Raw genomic sequence first — 16,685 nt, 5'->3', positions numbered from 1 at the left:
TAAGGGTAATGGGCGTAGTGTGCGGCTCATGAATATGTGGCTTTTTCTACCGCAGGCTGCTCTATGAGTCACCCCTGCCATCGGATTCTTTTGGTAGAGTCTGACACCCAGCTTATTGATCAAATATTTGAGCTAAGCGAGCAGGTCGAACCTTTTCGTCTGCAGATTCTGAAAGCAGCAGACGCTTCAACGCTTGAAAGTCTGCTCGATCACTATGAGTTTTCGCTGGCGGTGATTAATGTGCAGCGGTTGCCGTTGGAATTCTCGCTGAGTGATCTCTGTATTCGTTTTCATCCCAAGCCTGTGCTGGCATTGGTGCCGGAGCTGGATGCTGCTCACCTGCTCAGTGGGCTTCGTGCCGGTGCCAGTGATATATATAGCTACCGCTGTTTAAGTTACGAGGCGCAGGCTTTCGTGGCGACGCTTTCGCGGCTTTTAAGTCGGGCAGCGCAGCTTGAAGCCGCTCATCGTTATCGTGAGAGCCTGGAGCGTAGTCTGGATGAGCTGCGTTCGGATCAGATGGCTGCGCAGCAGGTACAGCAGAACCTGTTACCGGCAAAGCGGCAGACAATTGGCGGTGTTAGCTTTGCCTATGACCTGACGCCATCTTTGGTGCTGAGCGGTGACTTTGTCGATGTGGCGCCGCTGGATGACCACCTTACGCTGTTTTATCTGGCCGATGTCTCCGGGCACGGTGCGTCTTCGGCGCTGGTAACGGTACTGCTAAAAAATATGACGAATCGCGTGTTGCGTGCGCATCGGCGCGATACGCCATTGTCTGAGTTGTCGCCGGCTTCCACACTCTATACGCTAAACCGTGAACTGCTCGACACGGGGCTTGGGAAGCATTTTACGATTTTTGCCGGAATATTGGATGCGCGCAATTCAACCCTCCGATATGCCGTGGGCGGTCATCACCCCATGCCGATTCTGAGTCAGGGGGGCGATACGCGCTTTTTGTCCGGGCGGGGCATGCCGGTGGGATTGTTCGATGAGCCGTTCTTTGATGAGCACGAGCTACACTTGAAAGAGGCGTTTACACTCACGCTATTTTCGGACGGTGTGTTGGAGGTCATGGTTAAAGAGGGTTCGCTGGAGCGGCGTGAAGAGCGCTTGCGCGAGCTGGTAGCGGCAGGTGTGGTGATGCCTGATGATTTGCTGGAGTCTGTGCTGGGTACTGCCAGCTGTCCGGATGATATTGCGATTTTGACCTTGTACCGGGACGTCCCTGATGCGTGAAGGCTCGATATTTTTTGCCCGAGAGGGCGATAGCTATGTGTTGAAATTCGTGGGCGAAGTGCGACTCACGCTCTGTACGACACTCGATCGTCATCTTGAGCAGGTGTTGGCGGCCGGGAACGTCAGACATATTTTGGTTGATTTGACTGAAACCGATACCATTGACAGCACTTCCCTGGGATTGATAGCAAAGCTCGCAGTGGGTGCGAGCCGCTTGTCCCTGGAGGCGCCAACCCTCGTGTCGACCAATGAAGACATAACGCGCATTCTCTTTACCATGGGGTTCGAGCGTATATTTCTGTTATTGGAAACAATGCCAACCAGCCTGGTTGATCTCAAGCGACTGCCGTTTGTGCAAGAGTCCGACGAAGCGGTACGAGATCGCATCATCGAGGCTCACAAGGTTCTCATGAGCTTGAATGAGGCGAATCGGGATGCATTCGTGGATCTGGTTCATACCCTGGAGTGCCATCCCTGAGTCGGGTCGTCAGCCGGTAGGAGGTTGGTCGATTTTAGGCCTTTGTCCTATTGGTTTTGTAATCGAACTCTCTAGAATAGATCTTGCTGGTTGAGATCACAGGGATGTGGCCTAACGATAGGATGCGAACTCAGCTACTCACTTCTCACGGATTTGAGAGGTGACCGGCAAGGATGCTGGGCATGGGGCTCTCAATGGCAAGATGCCAGAGAGCCCTTTTTTGTGCTCGAAGCTTTTTATGCTTGCAGCAGGGGTGACTTCATTGTGCGCAACAGGCCCGAAGGCCGATTGCGGACCTGGTGCTTTACTCTACCTGTTTTTCCATGCGGCGAATATTCTATTCGCCTGGCTTATCGGTTGCCTGCGGCTGTGTTTCCAGTGGCTGCACCCCTGACGGCTCTGCGGTGCCTTTTACAGTGCTAGCAGTAGCTGTTCCAGTTTCACCTGGTCGGCGGCGAAGTTACGAATACCTTCCGCCAGTTTCTCGGTCGCCATGGCATCATCGTTCATGTTCCAGCGGAAGTTGCGTTCCAGCAGTGCTGTGCGTGGGTCCTGGCTGTCGGCAGTCAGTGGGCTGAGGCGTTGTGCCAGCGGGGCCTGGGTGGCTTCCAGCTCCTGCATCAGTGCCGGGCTTATGGTCAGGCGGTCGCATCCGGCCAGGGCCTGAATCTCGCCAATGTTGCGAAAGCTTGCGCCCATGACAACGGTGCCATAGTCATGCTTCTTGTAGTGGTTGTAGATGCGTGTTACCGAAATCACGCCGGGATCGAGTTCGCCGGCGAAATCGGTGTCGGGTTGCCGGGTGCGATGCCAGTCGAGGATGCGGCCGACGAAAGGCGAGATCAGGAAGGCGCCTGCATCTGCGCATGCCTGGGCCTGGGCGAAACCGAAAAGCAGGGTCAGGTTGCAGTTGATACCTTCGCGTTCCAGAATTTCGGCGGCGCGAATGCCTTCCCAGGTGGACGCGATCTTAATCAAAATGCGGTCTCTGTCGATCCCCGCCTGCTGGTACATGTCCATGAGCTTTTTGGCCCGGGCGACTGTGGCGTCAGTGTCAAACGACAGGCGCGCATCGACTTCGGTTGAGACTCGTCCCGGTACCAGCTTAAGAATTTCCAGTCCTATAAGTACGGCCAGCTTATCGGTCATGTTGCCGAGCTGGTGCTGATTGTCACCACCCAGGTCCTGTGCCCAGGTCCGGGCCTGTTCCAGCAGGGGGCGATAAGCGGGATTTTGCCCGGCCTTGAGCAGCAGCGATGGATTGGTTGTGGCATCGACGGGCCTGAACTGGCGTATGGCCTCTATATCACCGGTATCTGCCACAACACTGGTAATGGCTTTTAACTGTTCCAGCTGGTTTTGCATGCTATGTGTCCCTGTAGAAATTATTAGACCGGTATCCGTTCCATTGCTTCTCTTAGCACGTCGGCGTCAGCACCTGGCTTGTGAGCATTCTCGCTCAGATAGCGTCGGAACTGTTTGCCGCCGCGCTGGGCGTGGAAAAGGCCCAGAATGTGGCGTGAAATGTGCCCCAGGCTGACCCTGTCGCCGAGTTCTTGCTCGGTATATGCGATCATGCGCTGCAACGCATCGGTGCGACTGATGGCGCCGATGGCGTCACCGTAGAGTCGGCTGTCCACTTCAGCCAGCAGGCTATAGGGATTTTGGTAGGCTTCGCGCCCGACCATAACGCCGTCAACATGCTCCAGGTGTGTTTCACATTCTTCAAGTGACTTGATGCCGCCATTAATGATGATCTCAAGTTCGGGAAAGGCCTGCTTGATTCGATAAACCCAATCGTACTTAAGGGGCGGAATATCGCGATTTTCCTTCGGGCTCAGGCCTTTCAGGATCGCCTTGCGAGCATGGAGAATGAACGTTCTGCAGCCAGAGCGGCGTACCGTGTCGACAAACTGGTGCAGCTCTTCATAGCTGTCCATGTCATCGATACCCAGGCGATGCTTGACGGTAACGGGTATCGAGACCGCGCTTTGCATGCGCTCCAGGCACTCAGCCACTAGTTGGGGGTGAGCCATCAGGCAGGCGCCGATCATGTTGTTCTGAACCCGGTCGCTGGGGCAGCCAACATTGAGGTTTACTTCATCGTAGCCATGGTCTTGCGCCATGCGACTGCATTGCGCCAGCGCATCCGGATCGCTACCGCCGAGTTGCAGGGCGATGGGGTGCTCTGCGCTCTGGTAGCGTAAAAAACGCTCTGCATCGCCGTGAATCAGGGCCCCGGTGGTCACCATTTCGGTGTACAGCAGGGCATTGCGGCTCAGCAGACGGTGAAAATAACGGCAATGGCGATCTGTCCAGTCCATCATCGGCGCAACCGAGAAGCGTCGATTGGGTTCCGCGCTGTGATTAACTGCGGCTGGCTGGGGGCTTTGCTGAAGGCTGCTGGGCATGCTGTACAACTGGAGTCTATGGAGTCGGTGATAGGGTAACGCGGACGAGATTATATACCAATAGGGCAAGTTCGAGCGACATGCATCGTTCGTCGCCGGGGTGGGTGCGGGCTGAGGCGATAATCGCTATCATTGGTGGCTGCTTTTATTCAATTGTCTGCGGTATCCATTGGGGTGTTTTACAGGCACCGGTCAGGGTGTCCGGCCTAACATAAAGTGGTCAGGTTCAAATCGATCATGCTTGCCTCGTATTTCTCACATTACCCTGTGTCGCCCTGGCGTGCACTGTGTCGACACTGTTCGCGCATTCCCCGCACGACGCTGCTGCTAGCCTGGGTACTGTTAATCGCGCTTGATCTGTTTGTGGTGCGTAACAGTGGCTGGCTGGTGGAGCATCTGTTTGGCAAGCGCTTCATCGTTAATTTTGCCCTCAGTGCCCTGATTGCCTGGTTGCTGCTGTATTGCATGCTAGGTCTGATGGTGCGCAGGCCCTGTCTTGGTTTCAGTGTGCTATTGCTGTTGGGGATTGCCTACGTTGCCCAGATATCCTACTTCAATGTCTATAACAAATTCGTTACAGCTTTTGATTTTCGTTTTTTTGTCGCGGATCCCTTGTTGTCGCTGCAGTTGGGTGTGCAGAGTGTTTCGCTATGGCATTCGTTCTGGGGTACGGTCTTTGGTCTGCTGATTCTGGCAGTGGTCATGTCGATTGAAGCCCGTCCTTCATTGCTGCGGCGCTGGCTCAGCGGGTGTTTGGCATTGCCGCTGTTCTTGCTTATTGCGTTGAACTGGTACGGTACCTCCAGCTTCCAGCTGGCGCCTGTGGCATATTTCGGCAGTCTCGTCAGTATGCTGGAAGTTCATGCTCAGACGCTGGACAAACCCGTAAAGCCGCAACTCAGGCGCCATGCAGCCAAGCCCGGCGTACCGAATATAGTTGTGGTTGTCGGTGAGTCGCTTAACCGTGATCATCTGGGCCTGTATGGCTATGAACGTGACACGACACCGCATCTCAGCGCCATGCTCGCGCGTGGCGAAGTGCTGGCCATGCAGAATGCCGTGGGGATTTCCCCCCGTACGCTGACATCCGTACCCTACATGCTGACCGGCTTGCAGGGGGTGGATCCCAGGGGCGTAATCTATACCGTACCCACGCTGTTTAACTACGCCAAGAGCGGCGGTTATCAGACGGCATTGATTACCGCCCAGGATTTTCAGTGGCGCAACCTGGATCAGCTGTTTGTGGACGCAGACCTGGATCACTACGAGCAGGGCGTGAATTTTAGTTCGGACGTATCGGTTTCGGTTGGTGCCGATGACTTGCAGGTGCTGCAGCGGGGTATTTTACCCTACATGAAACAGGCCTCTGCGCAGGCTGAGCCCTTTATGCTGGTTGCCCAGATGAGTGGCAGTCATACGCCATTCAGTGCCCAGGTGCCGCACGTCTACAAGATCTACCTGCCGGAGAACGGTCCCAACAGTGTGAATGCGTATGACAATACCGTGCGCTACATGGATCTTTATTTGTCGAGGCTGGTCGAGGAGGCGCGGCGGCTGGATCCCAATACCTGGGTATTCTATGCCAGTGACCATGGTGAGCATGTCGATGACAAGGGTAGCCGGTTTCATGCTGACTTTATTCCCGAGGTAATCCGTAATCCCCTGTTGGTGTTCCCTCCCCTGGGGCAGCTGGATGCCGTGAAAGCCGCGCTGGATGCGCCGGTCAGTGCCGCTGATATTGTGCCCAGCGCGCTGGAGCTGATGGGGGTGAAGCCGGTCACTGAACTCGGTGGTGTCAGTTTGCTGCATCCTATTGATCCGCAGCGCATGCGTATTGTAACGGCCTACATGATTACATTGCACAATGACCCGCGTGCCGCGCTGGTCTTTCCTGATCAGTCAATTTACGACATTGATTTCAAGCGCAAAAGCGTGAAATTAAGTGATGGTGAAACACTGATTCGCTACGATGAGCTGGAAACGAAGTACAGAGGCTTGTTCGAGCCGCGACTTAATTTTTCTGGAGAGGGATGATGCCCGACGAGAAGGTAACTGGGCTGGCGCGCTTCTACTATGCAACCTGCTATTCGATGAAGGGCATTCGAGCGGCCTATGCTCATGAACCGGCATTTCGCTACGAGGTCTATGCGGTGCTGGTACTTGTACCGGCATCGTTCTGGGTCGCCCAGACGGGACTTCAGCTGGGGCTGCTGGTCGCCAGCTGTCTGCTGGTGCTGATGGCTGAAATGTTTAACAGTGCGATAGAGGCCGTGGTGGATCGGGCCGGGCTTGAGATGCATGAGCTGGCCGGACGCGCCAAGGATCTGGGGTCGGCGGGTGTGTTTTTTACGCTGCTGATCGTGGCGTCTATCTGGAGTGGTGTGCTGTGGGACAATTTCATCGCAGGCTGATGCCCGATGTTGTCATTTGCTGCTGAGCGGGGAAGGCGGCAGGAACAGAGCTGTGTCTGCTCCTGCCGGGCTTGTCAGCTTTGGCTGAACGGCAATTCCGGCAAATTGCGCGCGTAGAAGATTTCACGCATCTCACGAAACAGATTGTCGGTAATGGTGTTGATTTCTTCTTCGCTCATGCCCTGTGTGGTGGTGCCAAACAGGTATTGATTGAGGTCGAAATTGTTCAGCATCATCTTGGTATGGAAGATGTTTTCCTGATAAACGTTTACATCCACCATCTGGTACAGGTCGCGGATGTCATCGCTCATGAAATTCTGGATCGAATGAATGTCATGGTCGATATAGTGCTTGATGCCGTGAACGTCGCGGGTGAAGCCGCGAACGCGATAGTCGATCGTCACGATATCTGACTCAAGCTTGTGAATCAGGTAGTTCAGCGCTTTCAGCGGTGAAATGACACCGCAGGTGGACACTTCAATATCGGCTCGAAAGGTACAGATCCCATTGTCCGGGTGGCTCTCCGGGTAGGTGTGTACGCAGATATGACTCTTGTCGAGGTGGGCGACGACAGAGTCCGGCTGCAAGGGGCCCGGCTTTTCTGACGTGTCGACCTTGAGCGAATCTTTCAGCGGCTCTTCGGACACCAGGATTGTGACGCTCGCGCCCTGGGGGTCGTAGTCCTGGCGTGCAACATTCAGGACGTTGGCGCCAATGATGTCGCATACCTCGGTCAGGATCTCGGTCAGACGATCAGCATTATATTGCTCATCAATGTATTCGATGTACTCCGCCTTCTGTTCCGGCGTCCGGGTGTAGCAGACATCGTAGATACAGAAGCTCAGGCTTTTGGTGAGGTTGTTAAAGCCCTGCAGTTTGATCTTGCCACTGGGTGTCAACGATCAGGCCTCCAAAAAAATAACGCGCCTCTCGGGCGCGATGGACGAATAGCTAAGGGGCTTGCCCCGGTAATGTGTCGTGATTGTAGTGCAACTGGGCGATCAGAAAAAGTCCATCCGGCGACAAAAGTTGTGCTGTATACAAAACGGCCTGTTTGTGGGCGCTTAATTTGTCTATTTTTAGTTGTTGCAAATCATTATCACTAAGATTATCGTTTGTTTGTCAGTAAGACCTGACAGGCATCAAGGGTTGTTCTGATGCGCTGTTGGTCCGGCAGAAGTCGCCTTTGGCGGGGCCGGTTCTGCCATTTGCTTTATGTTCAAGGCTCTTATCACGCATATCGTGAAAGCCGGTTCTGTCATGGAGCCGGCTTTTTTTTTGCTGGAATTGAGCGTATCGGAATTGTGCGTGTCGACAAGGGTAGGCGGTCGTACTGAAGGGGCTGCAGCGGGAGGCCGCGGGGGCCTCAGGTGTTAGCTGAAATCGAATCCCAGCTGTTCTTCACTGCGGCCGGTATGGCGATAGCCCCGTTTGCGCTGCTGGCGCGCAATGCTGCTGAGCAGTCGCCTGGCGTCCTTGTAGGAGTGCAGTACGGTATACGTCACCGTCGCTTCGTTGGCGGCTCGATCTCCCCAGCTCTGGCTCAGAATCCAGTCACCGACAAGGTCCTGATACAGGCGGACGATGAAGTATTCCTGCTCTTTTTGCCAGCGTACTATCAAGGGGCTTTTACCGTAACTCAATCGGGGGGAGAATGTTGCAGTGAATGCATACCCGTTTATGCGACGAACCCAGGCCCGCCGCGCCAGACCCCGATGCAAGGCGCATCAGGCGTAACGGCGCATTGAGCCCGAAACCACAGCATTTGTAAAGATCCGGAGTACAGATTGAAGCCCCGTCCCCTGCATATAGTTGCCGATGAAAACATACCCGCATTGCAGGCCCTGTTGGGGTCGCTTGGCACTATCAGGACCCTGCCTGGGCGCAGCATGAAAGCTGCTGACCTGGCCGAGGCCGACGTGTTGCTGGTGCGCTCTATCACCCAGGTGGATCAGACGCTGCTGAAAGACACGCCGGTTCGTTTTGTCGGTACCGCCACCATCGGCATGGACCATGTCGATCAGGATTATCTGCGTGAGCAGGGGATTGAGTTTTGCAGTGCTCCGGGCTGCAATGCCGACGCTGTGGTGGAATATGTATTGACGGTGCTTTACAGCCTCGCGGCCGAGCAGGGTTTTGTGCTGCGGGACAAAACCGTCGGAATCATAGGGGTCGGCAATGTCGGATCCCGCCTGCAGCGTCGACTGCAGGGCCTTGGTATCCGGCTGTTGCTGAACGATCCGCCGCGGGCTGCTGAACAAAGGGATAAAGCGGCGGCAACAGCGGAAGCATTTGTGAGTCTGGATACGGTGCTGGACGAAGCCGATATCCTCTGTCTGCATACACCGCTGGTGTTCGCGGGCCCATACCCCACACAGCACTTGCTGGCGGCTGAGCAGCTGGGCCGGCTGCGCCCGGGGGCTATTTTGCTGAATGCCGGTCGCGGGGGGGCCATCGATGGTGCCGCATTGTTAAGCGTGGCGCGGCAGCGCCCGGATCTCACTCTGGTGCTGGATGTCTGGGAAGCTGAACCCTGTATCGATCCCGCCCTGGCGCCTTATGTACGTATTGGCTCGCCCCACATTGCAGGCTATAGCCTGGATGGCAAGATTCGTGGCACCTACATGCTCTATCAGGCGCTATGCCAACACCTGCATTTGTCCGAGCCGGCGCCGTTGCGGGAATATCTGCCTGCGCCGTCGGTGACCCGGGTGGAGGCGGGTGAAGGGCTGGTTCCGCTTGAGCTGATGCGCCTCTTGTATGACCCCTATCGGGATGACCGGGCGCTACGGGCGACCCTGGGGCTGGAGAAGGTCGAGCGCGGCATCGCGTTTGACCGCCTGCGCAAGGAATATCCGGTACGACGTGAGTTTGACACCCTGACTGTGGCAGGCCGTCTTGAGCCCGCCCTGGCAGAGGAACTCACGGCACTCGGCTTCAGGGTCGAATTGTCGTAAGCTGTCGCGCTTTTAACACGTCATGACCATGCCGGAACCTTAATGCAGAACTCATTGGAACAGGGGGCTGAAGCTCTCGATCTGGCGCAATTAAACCCGTTGCCAGGCGAGCGCCTTAGGGTTGAAAGTCGTGCGCCGCGCAGCCGCTTTGTGTCCGAGCTCATTGGTTACAGGGTCGGTGGCAGCGTGCTGATTGCAGCGCCGAGTGCCGGTGCTTTGGCGGCCAGTGTCAATGCGGGCTCGTCCGTCACCGTGAGATTGATGGCGGGCAATCGCATCTGTGCCTTTACCAGCCGGCTGCTGCGGGTACAGGCGCAGCCCTTTGCGTACTGGCATCTTGAGTATCCGAAGGCTGTCGAGGTGCGCCGCATCCGCAACTGTACCCGGGTGCCGGTACGGCTGAAAATTGCGCTGGATGCTCAGGAAGACAGTTCGGCGGTGCAAGCAGGGTTGCCCTGTTCTGCCCTGTGTACCGATATCAGCCTTCAGGGAGCCTGCGTGGAGACCCTGGGCCTGATCGGTCAGCCCGGCGACCGGCTGTTTGTGACCATGCGTCTGGCGCTGGCCGGTATCGATCAGGTCCTGTTGGTACCTGTGCAGATCAGGAATCAGCAGGCGCTGGCGGCGGGCTTTCGCTATGGGGTGGAGTTTCTGGAGTTGGAAGAGGACAGTCGGGTAATGCTTGCAGGCTTCGTCTATCAGCAAATGCTGCTCGAAACCGGCCATATCGAGGCGGTGCTGTAGCCTGAGGCTGGCCGTTATAGTGCCGGGAGTATGTTGCTGCAGGGGCAAGTGGTGATGACCGTGCCAGCAGGGAGAAAATTCCTGCCCATAACGTACAGGCAGGCTGTCTGGTTGTCGGATTAATGGCTTGGGCACTGCGTGCCGTATCTTTTATCGAATGCTGGAGGTCGCGTGTTTCGACTTGGACTGATCGTCAATCCGTTGGCGGGCCTGGGAGGCAGTGTGGCGCTCAAGGGCAGCGATGGCGCTGAAACTGCGCGCCTTGCGCTGGAGATGGGTGCGCAGCCGCGTGCCGGGGAGCGCGCGCTGCAGGCGTTATTGCCGCTGCAGGGGCTGGATGTCGAGATCCTGACCTGGCCGGCCGAAATGGGTGCAGATGTGGCGCGCCGCGCAGGTTTTGAACCCCGGGTTCTGGGGCAGATCGACAGCGGCCATACGGGGCCCGAGGATACTGAACGTGCAGCGCGGGAGCTGGCATCGGCTGGGGTTGATCTGATTCTGTTTGCCGGTGGAGATGGCACGGCACGCAATATCTGCAATGTATTGTCTGATCGGGTACCGGTTTTGGGGGTGCCCGCCGGGGTAAAAATTCATTCCGGTGTCTATGCCGTTACGCCCCGTGCTGCCGGTGAAATTGTTGCCATGCTGGTGCGTGGTGAGCTGGTAACGCTGGCAGATCAGGAAGTGCGGGATATCGACGAAGAAGCTTTTCGACAGGGGCGGGTGCGTGCCAAGTATTACGGCGAGCTGCTGGTGCCACAGGAACACCGTTATTTGCAGCATGTGAAAAATGGTGCGCGCGAGGTTGAGGAGCTGGTGTTGGCGGATATCGCTGCCGATATGGTCGAAGCCATGTTGCCGGGAGTTCGTTATGTGATGGGCTCAGGCACGACAGTGCAGGCGGTGATGGATGAACTTGGGTTACCCAATACCCTGCTGGGTGTGGATGTCATCGAGGATGGCAGACTGATTGCCAGTGACTGTACGGCCGATCAGCTGCTGGCGTTGACTGAGGGCCATGCGAGTCGCCTGGTGATTACGGTCATTGGCGGTCAGGGACATATCATCGGACGCGGCAACCAGCAGTTGAGTCCTGCGTTGCTGCGTCGTATCGGGCGGGAAAATATTCATCTGCTGGCATCCAAAACCAAGCTCAAGGCATTGGACGGAAGGCCCCTGATTGTCGATAGCGGGGACCCCGAGCTGGATCGCGACTTCGCCGGACTGGTACGTATCACCACCGGTTATCATGATGCGGTGCTTTATAGGGTGGCGGATTACTGAGCAGGCTTCTAACCTGAAGGGAATGTGAAAGAGCGGTTGTCGGGCATGCCGTGCGTGTGCCGGTGAGTCGGCGGCCATCGTTCTATTGCTCTGGAGGTGCTCATGTTTCCCGGTCTGTTCGGATTTGTATTGCAATGTCTTGGGCTGGATGGATACAAAGTACGCTCGCGCCTGGGGCTGGTGCGCAATATCTGGATATTGTCAGGGTTCTTTATGCTCTGGCTGGCGCAGCCACCACTTATCATGGCGGTGGCGCTGTTCAGCACTTGTCTGTCTTTTTGTGTGCTTGACGAGAGTAGCTGATCGTATTGTTGAACGAAAAACGGGCGCCCTGGGCGCCCGTTTTTGTATCTGGAAGTTGTCAGTTGCGCCGAATTAAATCAGCGCTGGTTCTGTAATGCGGCGATACGATCGTCCAGCGGAGGGTGGGAAGAAAACAGTTCCATGAATCCCTGTTTGATGTGGCTGCTGATGCCGAAGGCGGTGAGCTGGCCCTGGAGCTGGTCGGGCATGCCATATTCAGCCTTCAACCGCTGCAGCGCGCCGATCATGGCATGGGGGCTTGCCAGCGATGCTCCTGATTCGTCGGCACGGTATTCGCGTCGGCGCGAGAACCAGGCCACGATTATCGATGCAACTATGCCAAACAGGATTTCGAATACAAAGGTCGTGATGTAGAAGCCAATTCCCGGGCGCGAGTCATCGCCATCACGACGCAGGAACGAATCCACTGCATAGGCTGCAATACGGGCAAAGAACATGACGAAGGTGTTTACCACGCCCTGTATCAGGGCCAGTGTCACCATGTCGCCGTTGGCGACATGACCGATCTCGTGGGCCAGTACGGCGCGCGTTTCTTCTTTGCGAAAGCGCTCCAGCAGACCCTGGCTGACGGCCACCAGGGCGGCATTTCGGTTCCATCCGGTGGCAAAGGCGTTTGCCTGCTGGGCGGGGAAAATGCCGACCTCTGGCATCTTGATGCCGGCCTTGTCCGACAGTTCTGCAACGGTGTCCAGCAGCCAGCGTTCTGCCTCGGTGCGTGGCTGGGTAATGATCTGGGTGCCGGTGGACATCTTGGCCATGGTCTTGGACAGCAGCAGTGATATCAGGGATCCGGCGAAACCAAACACGGCGCAGAATGCCAGCAGCGAACCGAGATCAAGTCCGGTGCCGCTGAGGTAGTGCTCGACCCCCAGCAGGTTTAGCGTAATGCTGGCAACGATCAGCACAGCGATGTTGGTGGCTAGAAACAGGACAATCCGCATCATGTTGTATGTCTACCTGGTTGGGTGGTAGTCGATAAGATGTGGTCTGGCCGCAAAAGTTTCAATGCCTTAGGTAATAAATAATCGTCTGGTTGTGATGCGCCACGGCGGCTATAATGCCGCGCTTTTACAGTAGCCGAAGCGGCCGGGGTAGGGGATGGAAGCGCTGATCGAGACGGTCACGCAACAACTGCAGTTGGCGGCGGGCGAAACGCGCCGGCTGTTTCATGGTCGTGGTCACTGTTACCCTGGCCTGGAGCACCTGGTGATTGACTGGTTCGCCCCGGTTGCCGTGGTGCGGCTCTATGCAGAGGTGGACGCTGCCTGGTGTGAGCGTCTTTGTACGGCTTTGCGTACAGTGCCCGCGATCGAGGCTCTGGTGGTACAGTCCCGCGGTCGTGGCCGTGAAACGCATAACGAGATCGTCTGGGGCGAGGTACCGGAGCGCCTGGCGGCCATCGAGCTGGGCCTGAAATACTGGGTATCGCCACTGCAGAATCAGAACAGCGGGTTATTTCTGGATATGCGCGAGGGGCGCCGCTGGGTTCGCGAGCATGCAAGGGATGCCCGGGTGCTCAACCTGTTTGCCTATAGCTGTGCGTTTTCGGTAGCCGCCATGGCGGGCGGTGCGGCCTCGGTGGTGAATCTGGACATGAGCCGCGGTGCGCTGGCGCGGGGGCGCGAAAATCATCAGCTCAATGAGCAGGATCAGCGCGATGTGCGCTATCTGGGTCATGACCTGCTCAAGTCCTGGGGTAAGCTGCGCAAGCTTGGCCCCTATGACCTGGTGTTGGTGGATCCGCCGAGCTTTCAGCCGGGGAGTTTTATCGCCGAGCGGGACTATCGCAAGGTGGTGCGTCGATTGCCTGAACTGACACAGACCGGCAGTCGCATACTGGCGTGCCATAATGATCCCCTGCATGACACCGGTTTTATCCGTGCGCTCATGGCCGAAGAGTGCCCGCAGTTCGCCTTGCGTGAGCGGCTGGCTAACCCCGACGACTTTCCCGAGCAGGAGCCTGAACGGGCTCTCAAGGTATTGCTATTTGAGCGTGAGGCCTGATGGACATTATCTGCCTTGATTTTGAGGCCAGCGGGCTGAGTCCGCGTTCGTACCCGATTGAAGTGGCCTGGCGTGATGCGGGGAGCGGTGCGCAGGATAGTTTTCTGATTGATCCGCAGACCGTGCCCAACTGGACGCACTGGGATGAGGTTGCGCAGGGCGTACATGGCCTCTCTCGCGAAGAGTTGCATGCTAAGGGCATCAGTGCCGCGGCGGCCTGCTGGCGGCTGAACAAGGCGCTGGAAGGCAAGACCGTTTATTGCGATGCGCTGGAGTTCGATTATTTCTGGTTGCGGCGACTGTATGATGCGGCGCAGATGCGCCGCTTATTCCTCATTGAGGGGCTGGAGGTGCTGCTAGACGCCCATCAGCGTAAGCGATTTGTCAGTGCCATGGAGTCTCAGGAGCGTAACCACCGCGCGCTGGATGATGTGGCAGATTTGATCAAGGCGCTTGATTACGCCTTTCAGGCTTCCTGAGTCATTACCCTGGGATAGCACAGCATTGGCGGGGTTAAGGCCCGCCAGTGCTGATGGGTGTTTCCGTCGCCTCAGGTGTTTAGCGTCAGCGCTTCGATCTGGCTGCGGATAGCATCGTACTGACCGGTTTCCTCTGGCATGAAGTACAGCTTGTAGTAGCCGCGATCCACCAGGCGACCCTTGCTGCCCTGGATTGTTTCCTTGTATGTGGCATACAGGTAACTCATCTGCAAATGAATAACCCGGGTATTTGGCTGCACCGTAAAGGGGTGGTTTTCCAGGTCGTAACGGGTCTTGGATTCCTTGATGGAGTAAAACGATACTTCAGCGACGTGATTCAGGTTGATCAGGAAGTTGGAGCTGACGGGAACTAGGCGCTGCTTTTCCAGCCCATTGTGTTCCATGTAGATGCCGCTGTTCTTGTTGATCTTGATAAACATGACTGACGAACCTCTGCGTGTTTTTCGACTGTGAACGACAATAAGACAATTTGATTATAGCTGTGTGACAGCTTAGCAGGTTGTTGAAAGAATTGGTTTTTTTGCAACAAGTCAGCTATTTCTGCGGCATTGGCGTGGTTCCAGTGGCACGTTTGCCTGTCGCAGGTGCCAGCGCCGCCCATCCCATGCAAAGCACTGCAGGCAGCTGTAATCCAGCTTGACCGGCGCCTTGGCGCGCATGTCCCATTGGCAGGCGTTGGCGAGCAGTGCCCGTATCACACCCTTGTGGCACACGGCGCCGGCGCGCTTGATTCCCTGTAGTCGCAGTGATTCTGCCCAGTCGCTGAGACGTTGTTGTACCTGGCGCGGCGACTCTCCGCCTGGCGGGCACAGGTCCAGCCCCATTGATTCCATCGCATTCATGCCATTCGGGTCACTCCGTCGCAGATCCGTTATGCGTTGACCTTCCCAGTCGCCCCAGTCCATTTCGATCAGCGCAGGCGCCTGGCGTGCGTCCAGCCCCAGCAGCTGTGCTGTTTCCAGTGCGCGGACAAGTGGGCTGCTATACCAGTTGATGTCCGCAAGGCTCTCGGGCACCTCGAGGGTCAGCAGTTGATGCCGGCTTTCTGGCCGTAGCGGCTCATCATGCTGCCCCTGGATCCGTTTCTGTCGGTTCCATTCGGTGGGGCCGTGGCGCAGGCAAATCAGTTCAAGCATGGGGCAGAAACTCCCTGTGCGCGCGCAGGTGTCTCTGGCGCTTGCGCCGTCTGCATGGGGTTGGCACCTCAGGCATGGATTAAGGGTTCCAGTTGATTGCGTAATACCGAGGCTGCGGCCTGGAGTGAATGCTGCTGGTAAACCTGTACCAGGCTCGCCTCGCGCCACTGCTGGCGCTGTACCGGCCGTGCCAGCGCCTGGTCCACGGCGTGGGCGAGAGCGTCCGGGTCCCGGGCGGGTACCAGCTGGCCGGTCTGGTTGTGATGCACGACGGCGGCAACCCCCCGTTCGTTGCCGGCAATGACCGGCAGGCCCTGGGCCTGGGCTTCCAGCAGTGCCATGCCGAAGGCTTCGTTGACCGCCGGCCAGACCATCAGGTCTGCTGCCTGCAACAGGGGTGTCAGTTCGATCGGCGCGAGCTGGCCCAAAAACCGCACACGCGGATCCTGTCCAAAGGCGGCCCTGATTTCCTCCCGGGCGCTACCGTCACCGATAATCAGCAGTTGGCAGTCGCTGCGCAGCTGTTCAAGACTGGCCGCCAGTACGCGGTACGACGCCAGCTTGTCGCCGGGGCGCATCATGGCGACGCTGATCAGCCAGGGCTTGTTGGCAGTCAGGCGCCAGCGTCGGGCGAGAGAAGGTTTGTCTGCGCCCGTCGCGGGCTGGGTGGCGAGATCAATAAAGGGTGCCAGGCTGACAATGGGCGCGCCCGGACCAAGGCAGGACCTGACACCCTCGATATCGGTGGGGTTAAAGGTAAAGATGCGCTGTGCCAGGTGCAGCGCGTCGCCGACGCTGCGGTGCGACAGAGCCCAGGGGCCGCTGGCGCGGCTTGCGGCCCAGGAGGCTTCGGCACAGACATAGGGAATACCGAGCCGGCGGCACACGACGGGGCCAACCCAGTCGGGTGCCTTGTAGTACAGGTGATAGGTAAACCAGAGTCTGGGCTGCCATTGCAGGCGTTGCCAATGGCGGATCAGCCGTGTTGCCAGCCGCTCGCCGAGTTGCGCCATGCGCGCCTGGCGCGCGGCATCGCCGCGGGCATCACGGCTGCGCAGTGTGCTGGCCAGGCGCACATCAAAACCCGCCTCGCTCAGTGCGTCCATCAGTAACCGGGCCAGCAGTCGGTCACCCGACGGGTTGGGGTGGCTCGGGGCCTTGAGGGGGGCATAGAAGGCGACAGGCGCGGACATGAGG

18 protein-coding genes are annotated in these 16,685 nt (G+C 57.3%); 10 read left to right on the top strand and 8 right to left on the bottom strand.

The features are described 5' to 3' along the window. Positions 1-90 precede the first annotated feature (90 nt). Positions 91-1,239, top strand: a complete 1,149-nt coding sequence (locus F451_RS0103225) for a PP2C family protein-serine/threonine phosphatase (RefSeq protein WP_169434426.1) — start codon at positions 91-93, stop codon at positions 1,237-1,239. Continuing rightward, on the top strand, positions 1,232-1,717 hold the full coding sequence (locus tag F451_RS0103220) for an STAS domain-containing protein (RefSeq protein WP_020679913.1): 486 nt from the start codon (positions 1,232-1,234) through the stop codon (positions 1,715-1,717). Before F451_RS0103225 ends, F451_RS0103220 begins: the two co-directional genes overlap by 8 nt. A gap of 411 nt (positions 1,718-2,128) precedes the next feature. Here F451_RS0103220 and tal read toward each other — a convergent pair whose 3' ends face one another. Beyond that, positions 2,129-3,082, bottom strand: coding sequence for a transaldolase (gene tal, locus F451_RS0103215; RefSeq protein WP_020679912.1), 954 nt, complete (start codon positions 3,080-3,082; stop codon positions 2,129-2,131). Between the two features lie 23 nt (positions 3,083-3,105). Continuing rightward, on the bottom strand, positions 3,106-4,044 hold the full coding sequence (dusA, locus tag F451_RS0103210; RefSeq protein ID WP_020679911.1) for a tRNA dihydrouridine(20/20a) synthase DusA: 939 nt from the start codon (positions 4,042-4,044) through the stop codon (positions 3,106-3,108). Between the two features lie 321 nt (positions 4,045-4,365). Between dusA and F451_RS0103205 the strand changes: the two genes are divergently transcribed. Both F451_RS0103205 and F451_RS0103200 read left to right on the top strand, forming a co-directional pair. Continuing rightward, positions 4,366-6,162: a phosphoethanolamine transferase gene (locus F451_RS0103205; protein WP_020679910.1), complete on the top strand. Its 1,797-nt coding sequence runs from the start codon at positions 4,366-4,368 to the stop codon at positions 6,160-6,162. Continuing rightward, positions 6,162-6,539, top strand: a complete 378-nt coding sequence (locus tag F451_RS0103200) for a diacylglycerol kinase (RefSeq protein ID WP_020679909.1) — start codon at positions 6,162-6,164, stop codon at positions 6,537-6,539. The genes F451_RS0103205 and F451_RS0103200 overlap by 1 nt, the downstream gene beginning before the upstream one ends. Before the next feature lie 74 nt (positions 6,540-6,613). Here the strand turns inward: F451_RS0103200 and speD are convergent, their stop codons facing one another. Continuing rightward, positions 6,614-7,438 (bottom strand): adenosylmethionine decarboxylase, encoded by an 825-nt coding sequence (gene speD / locus F451_RS0103195; RefSeq protein ID WP_020679908.1) that lies wholly within the window; start codon positions 7,436-7,438, stop codon positions 6,614-6,616. A gap of 474 nt (positions 7,439-7,912) precedes the next feature. Beyond that, positions 7,913-8,161, bottom strand: coding sequence for a hypothetical protein (locus F451_RS0103190; RefSeq protein WP_020679907.1), 249 nt, complete (start codon positions 8,159-8,161; stop codon positions 7,913-7,915). Between the two features lie 165 nt (positions 8,162-8,326). On the opposite strand from F451_RS0103190, the gene pdxB reads away from it, so the two are divergent. The 4 genes from pdxB (at position 8,327) to F451_RS0103170 (ending at position 11,827) form a co-directional block, all read left to right on the top strand. Continuing rightward, positions 8,327-9,496 (top strand): 4-phosphoerythronate dehydrogenase PdxB, encoded by a 1,170-nt coding sequence (pdxB, locus tag F451_RS0103185; protein WP_020679906.1) that lies wholly within the window; start codon positions 8,327-8,329, stop codon positions 9,494-9,496. A 42-nt stretch (positions 9,497-9,538) separates the two neighbouring features. Continuing rightward, positions 9,539-10,240: a flagellar brake protein gene (locus tag F451_RS0103180; protein ID WP_020679905.1), complete on the top strand. Its 702-nt coding sequence runs from the start codon at positions 9,539-9,541 to the stop codon at positions 10,238-10,240. A 171-nt stretch (positions 10,241-10,411) separates the two neighbouring features. After that, the gene (locus F451_RS0103175) at positions 10,412-11,524 is read left to right on the top strand and encodes an ATP-NAD kinase family protein (RefSeq protein WP_020679904.1); all 1,113 of its coding nucleotides are present in this window, start codon (positions 10,412-10,414) and stop codon (positions 11,522-11,524) included. 102 nt (positions 11,525-11,626) lie between these two features. Further along, positions 11,627-11,827 carry a hypothetical protein gene (locus tag F451_RS0103170; RefSeq protein ID WP_020679903.1) on the top strand — a complete coding sequence of 67 codons (201 nt, stop codon included), beginning with the start codon at positions 11,627-11,629 and terminating at the stop codon, positions 11,825-11,827. A gap of 77 nt (positions 11,828-11,904) precedes the next feature. On the opposite strand, the gene htpX is transcribed toward F451_RS0103170, so the two are convergent. After that, positions 11,905-12,792 (bottom strand): protease HtpX, encoded by an 888-nt coding sequence (gene htpX, locus F451_RS0103165; protein WP_020679902.1) that lies wholly within the window; start codon positions 12,790-12,792, stop codon positions 11,905-11,907. A gap of 154 nt (positions 12,793-12,946) precedes the next feature. On the opposite strand from htpX, the gene F451_RS0103160 reads away from it, so the two are divergent. Then, positions 12,947-13,852: a class I SAM-dependent methyltransferase gene (locus F451_RS0103160; protein ID WP_020679901.1), complete on the top strand. Its 906-nt coding sequence runs from the start codon at positions 12,947-12,949 to the stop codon at positions 13,850-13,852. Next, positions 13,852-14,331 (top strand): 3'-5' exonuclease, encoded by a 480-nt coding sequence (locus F451_RS0103155; RefSeq protein ID WP_020679900.1) that lies wholly within the window; start codon positions 13,852-13,854, stop codon positions 14,329-14,331. The genes F451_RS0103160 and F451_RS0103155 overlap by 1 nt, the downstream gene beginning before the upstream one ends. 71 nt (positions 14,332-14,402) lie before the next feature. Here the strand turns inward: F451_RS0103155 and F451_RS0103150 are convergent, their stop codons facing one another. From F451_RS0103150 to F451_RS0103140, 3 genes are all read right to left on the bottom strand, one after another. Continuing rightward, on the bottom strand, positions 14,403-14,771 hold the full coding sequence (locus F451_RS0103150; protein WP_020679899.1) for a hypothetical protein: 369 nt from the start codon (positions 14,769-14,771) through the stop codon (positions 14,403-14,405). A gap of 111 nt (positions 14,772-14,882) precedes the next feature. Beyond that, positions 14,883-15,488: a histidine phosphatase family protein gene (locus tag F451_RS0103145; RefSeq protein ID WP_020679898.1), complete on the bottom strand. Its 606-nt coding sequence runs from the start codon at positions 15,486-15,488 to the stop codon at positions 14,883-14,885. Positions 15,489-15,556: 68 nt separating this feature from the next. Then, entirely contained in the window at positions 15,557-16,681 is a 1,125-nt protein-coding gene (locus F451_RS0103140; protein ID WP_020679897.1) for a glycosyltransferase family 4 protein, read from the bottom strand. Positions 16,682-16,685: the final 4 nt, after the last annotated feature.

Origin of the sequence: Marinobacterium rhizophilum DSM 18822 (assembly GCF_000378045.1) — a bacterium.
Lineage (GTDB): Bacteria > Pseudomonadota > Gammaproteobacteria > Pseudomonadales > Balneatricaceae > Marinobacterium_A > Marinobacterium_A rhizophilum.
Note: the sequence above shows the minus strand (reverse complement) of the source record. Positions and strands in the feature narration are given on the sequence as shown.

Excerpts from the sequence above, each read along its gene's own strand:
- F451_RS0103220 (WP_020679913.1), top strand. The coding sequence starts at position 1,232 with ATGCGTGAAGGCTCGATATTTTTTGCCCGAGAGGGCGATAGCTATGTG.
- tal (WP_020679912.1), bottom strand. The coding sequence starts at position 3,082 with ATGCAAAACCAGCTGGAACAGTTAAAAGCCATTACCAGTGTTGTGGCA.
- dusA (WP_020679911.1), bottom strand. The coding sequence starts at position 4,044 with ATGATGGACTGGACAGATCGCCATTGCCGTTATTTTCACCGTCTGCTG.
- F451_RS0103205 (WP_020679910.1), top strand. The coding sequence starts at position 4,366 with ATGCTTGCCTCGTATTTCTCACATTACCCTGTGTCGCCCTGGCGTGCA.
- F451_RS0103200 (WP_020679909.1), top strand. The coding sequence starts at position 6,162 with ATGCCCGACGAGAAGGTAACTGGGCTGGCGCGCTTCTACTATGCAACC.
- F451_RS0103180 (WP_020679905.1), top strand. The coding sequence starts at position 9,539 with ATGCAGAACTCATTGGAACAGGGGGCTGAAGCTCTCGATCTGGCGCAA.
- F451_RS0103170 (WP_020679903.1), top strand. The coding sequence starts at position 11,627 with ATGTTTCCCGGTCTGTTCGGATTTGTATTGCAATGTCTTGGGCTGGAT.
- htpX (WP_020679902.1), bottom strand. The coding sequence starts at position 12,792 with ATGATGCGGATTGTCCTGTTTCTAGCCACCAACATCGCTGTGCTGATC.
- F451_RS0103160 (WP_020679901.1), top strand. The coding sequence starts at position 12,947 with ATGGAAGCGCTGATCGAGACGGTCACGCAACAACTGCAGTTGGCGGCG.
- F451_RS0103155 (WP_020679900.1), top strand. The coding sequence starts at position 13,852 with ATGGACATTATCTGCCTTGATTTTGAGGCCAGCGGGCTGAGTCCGCGT.
- F451_RS0103150 (WP_020679899.1), bottom strand. The coding sequence starts at position 14,771 with ATGTTTATCAAGATCAACAAGAACAGCGGCATCTACATGGAACACAAT.
- F451_RS0103145 (WP_020679898.1), bottom strand. The coding sequence starts at position 15,488 with ATGCTTGAACTGATTTGCCTGCGCCACGGCCCCACCGAATGGAACCGA.
- F451_RS0103140 (WP_020679897.1), bottom strand. The coding sequence starts at position 16,681 with ATGTCCGCGCCTGTCGCCTTCTATGCCCCCCTCAAGGCCCCGAGCCAC.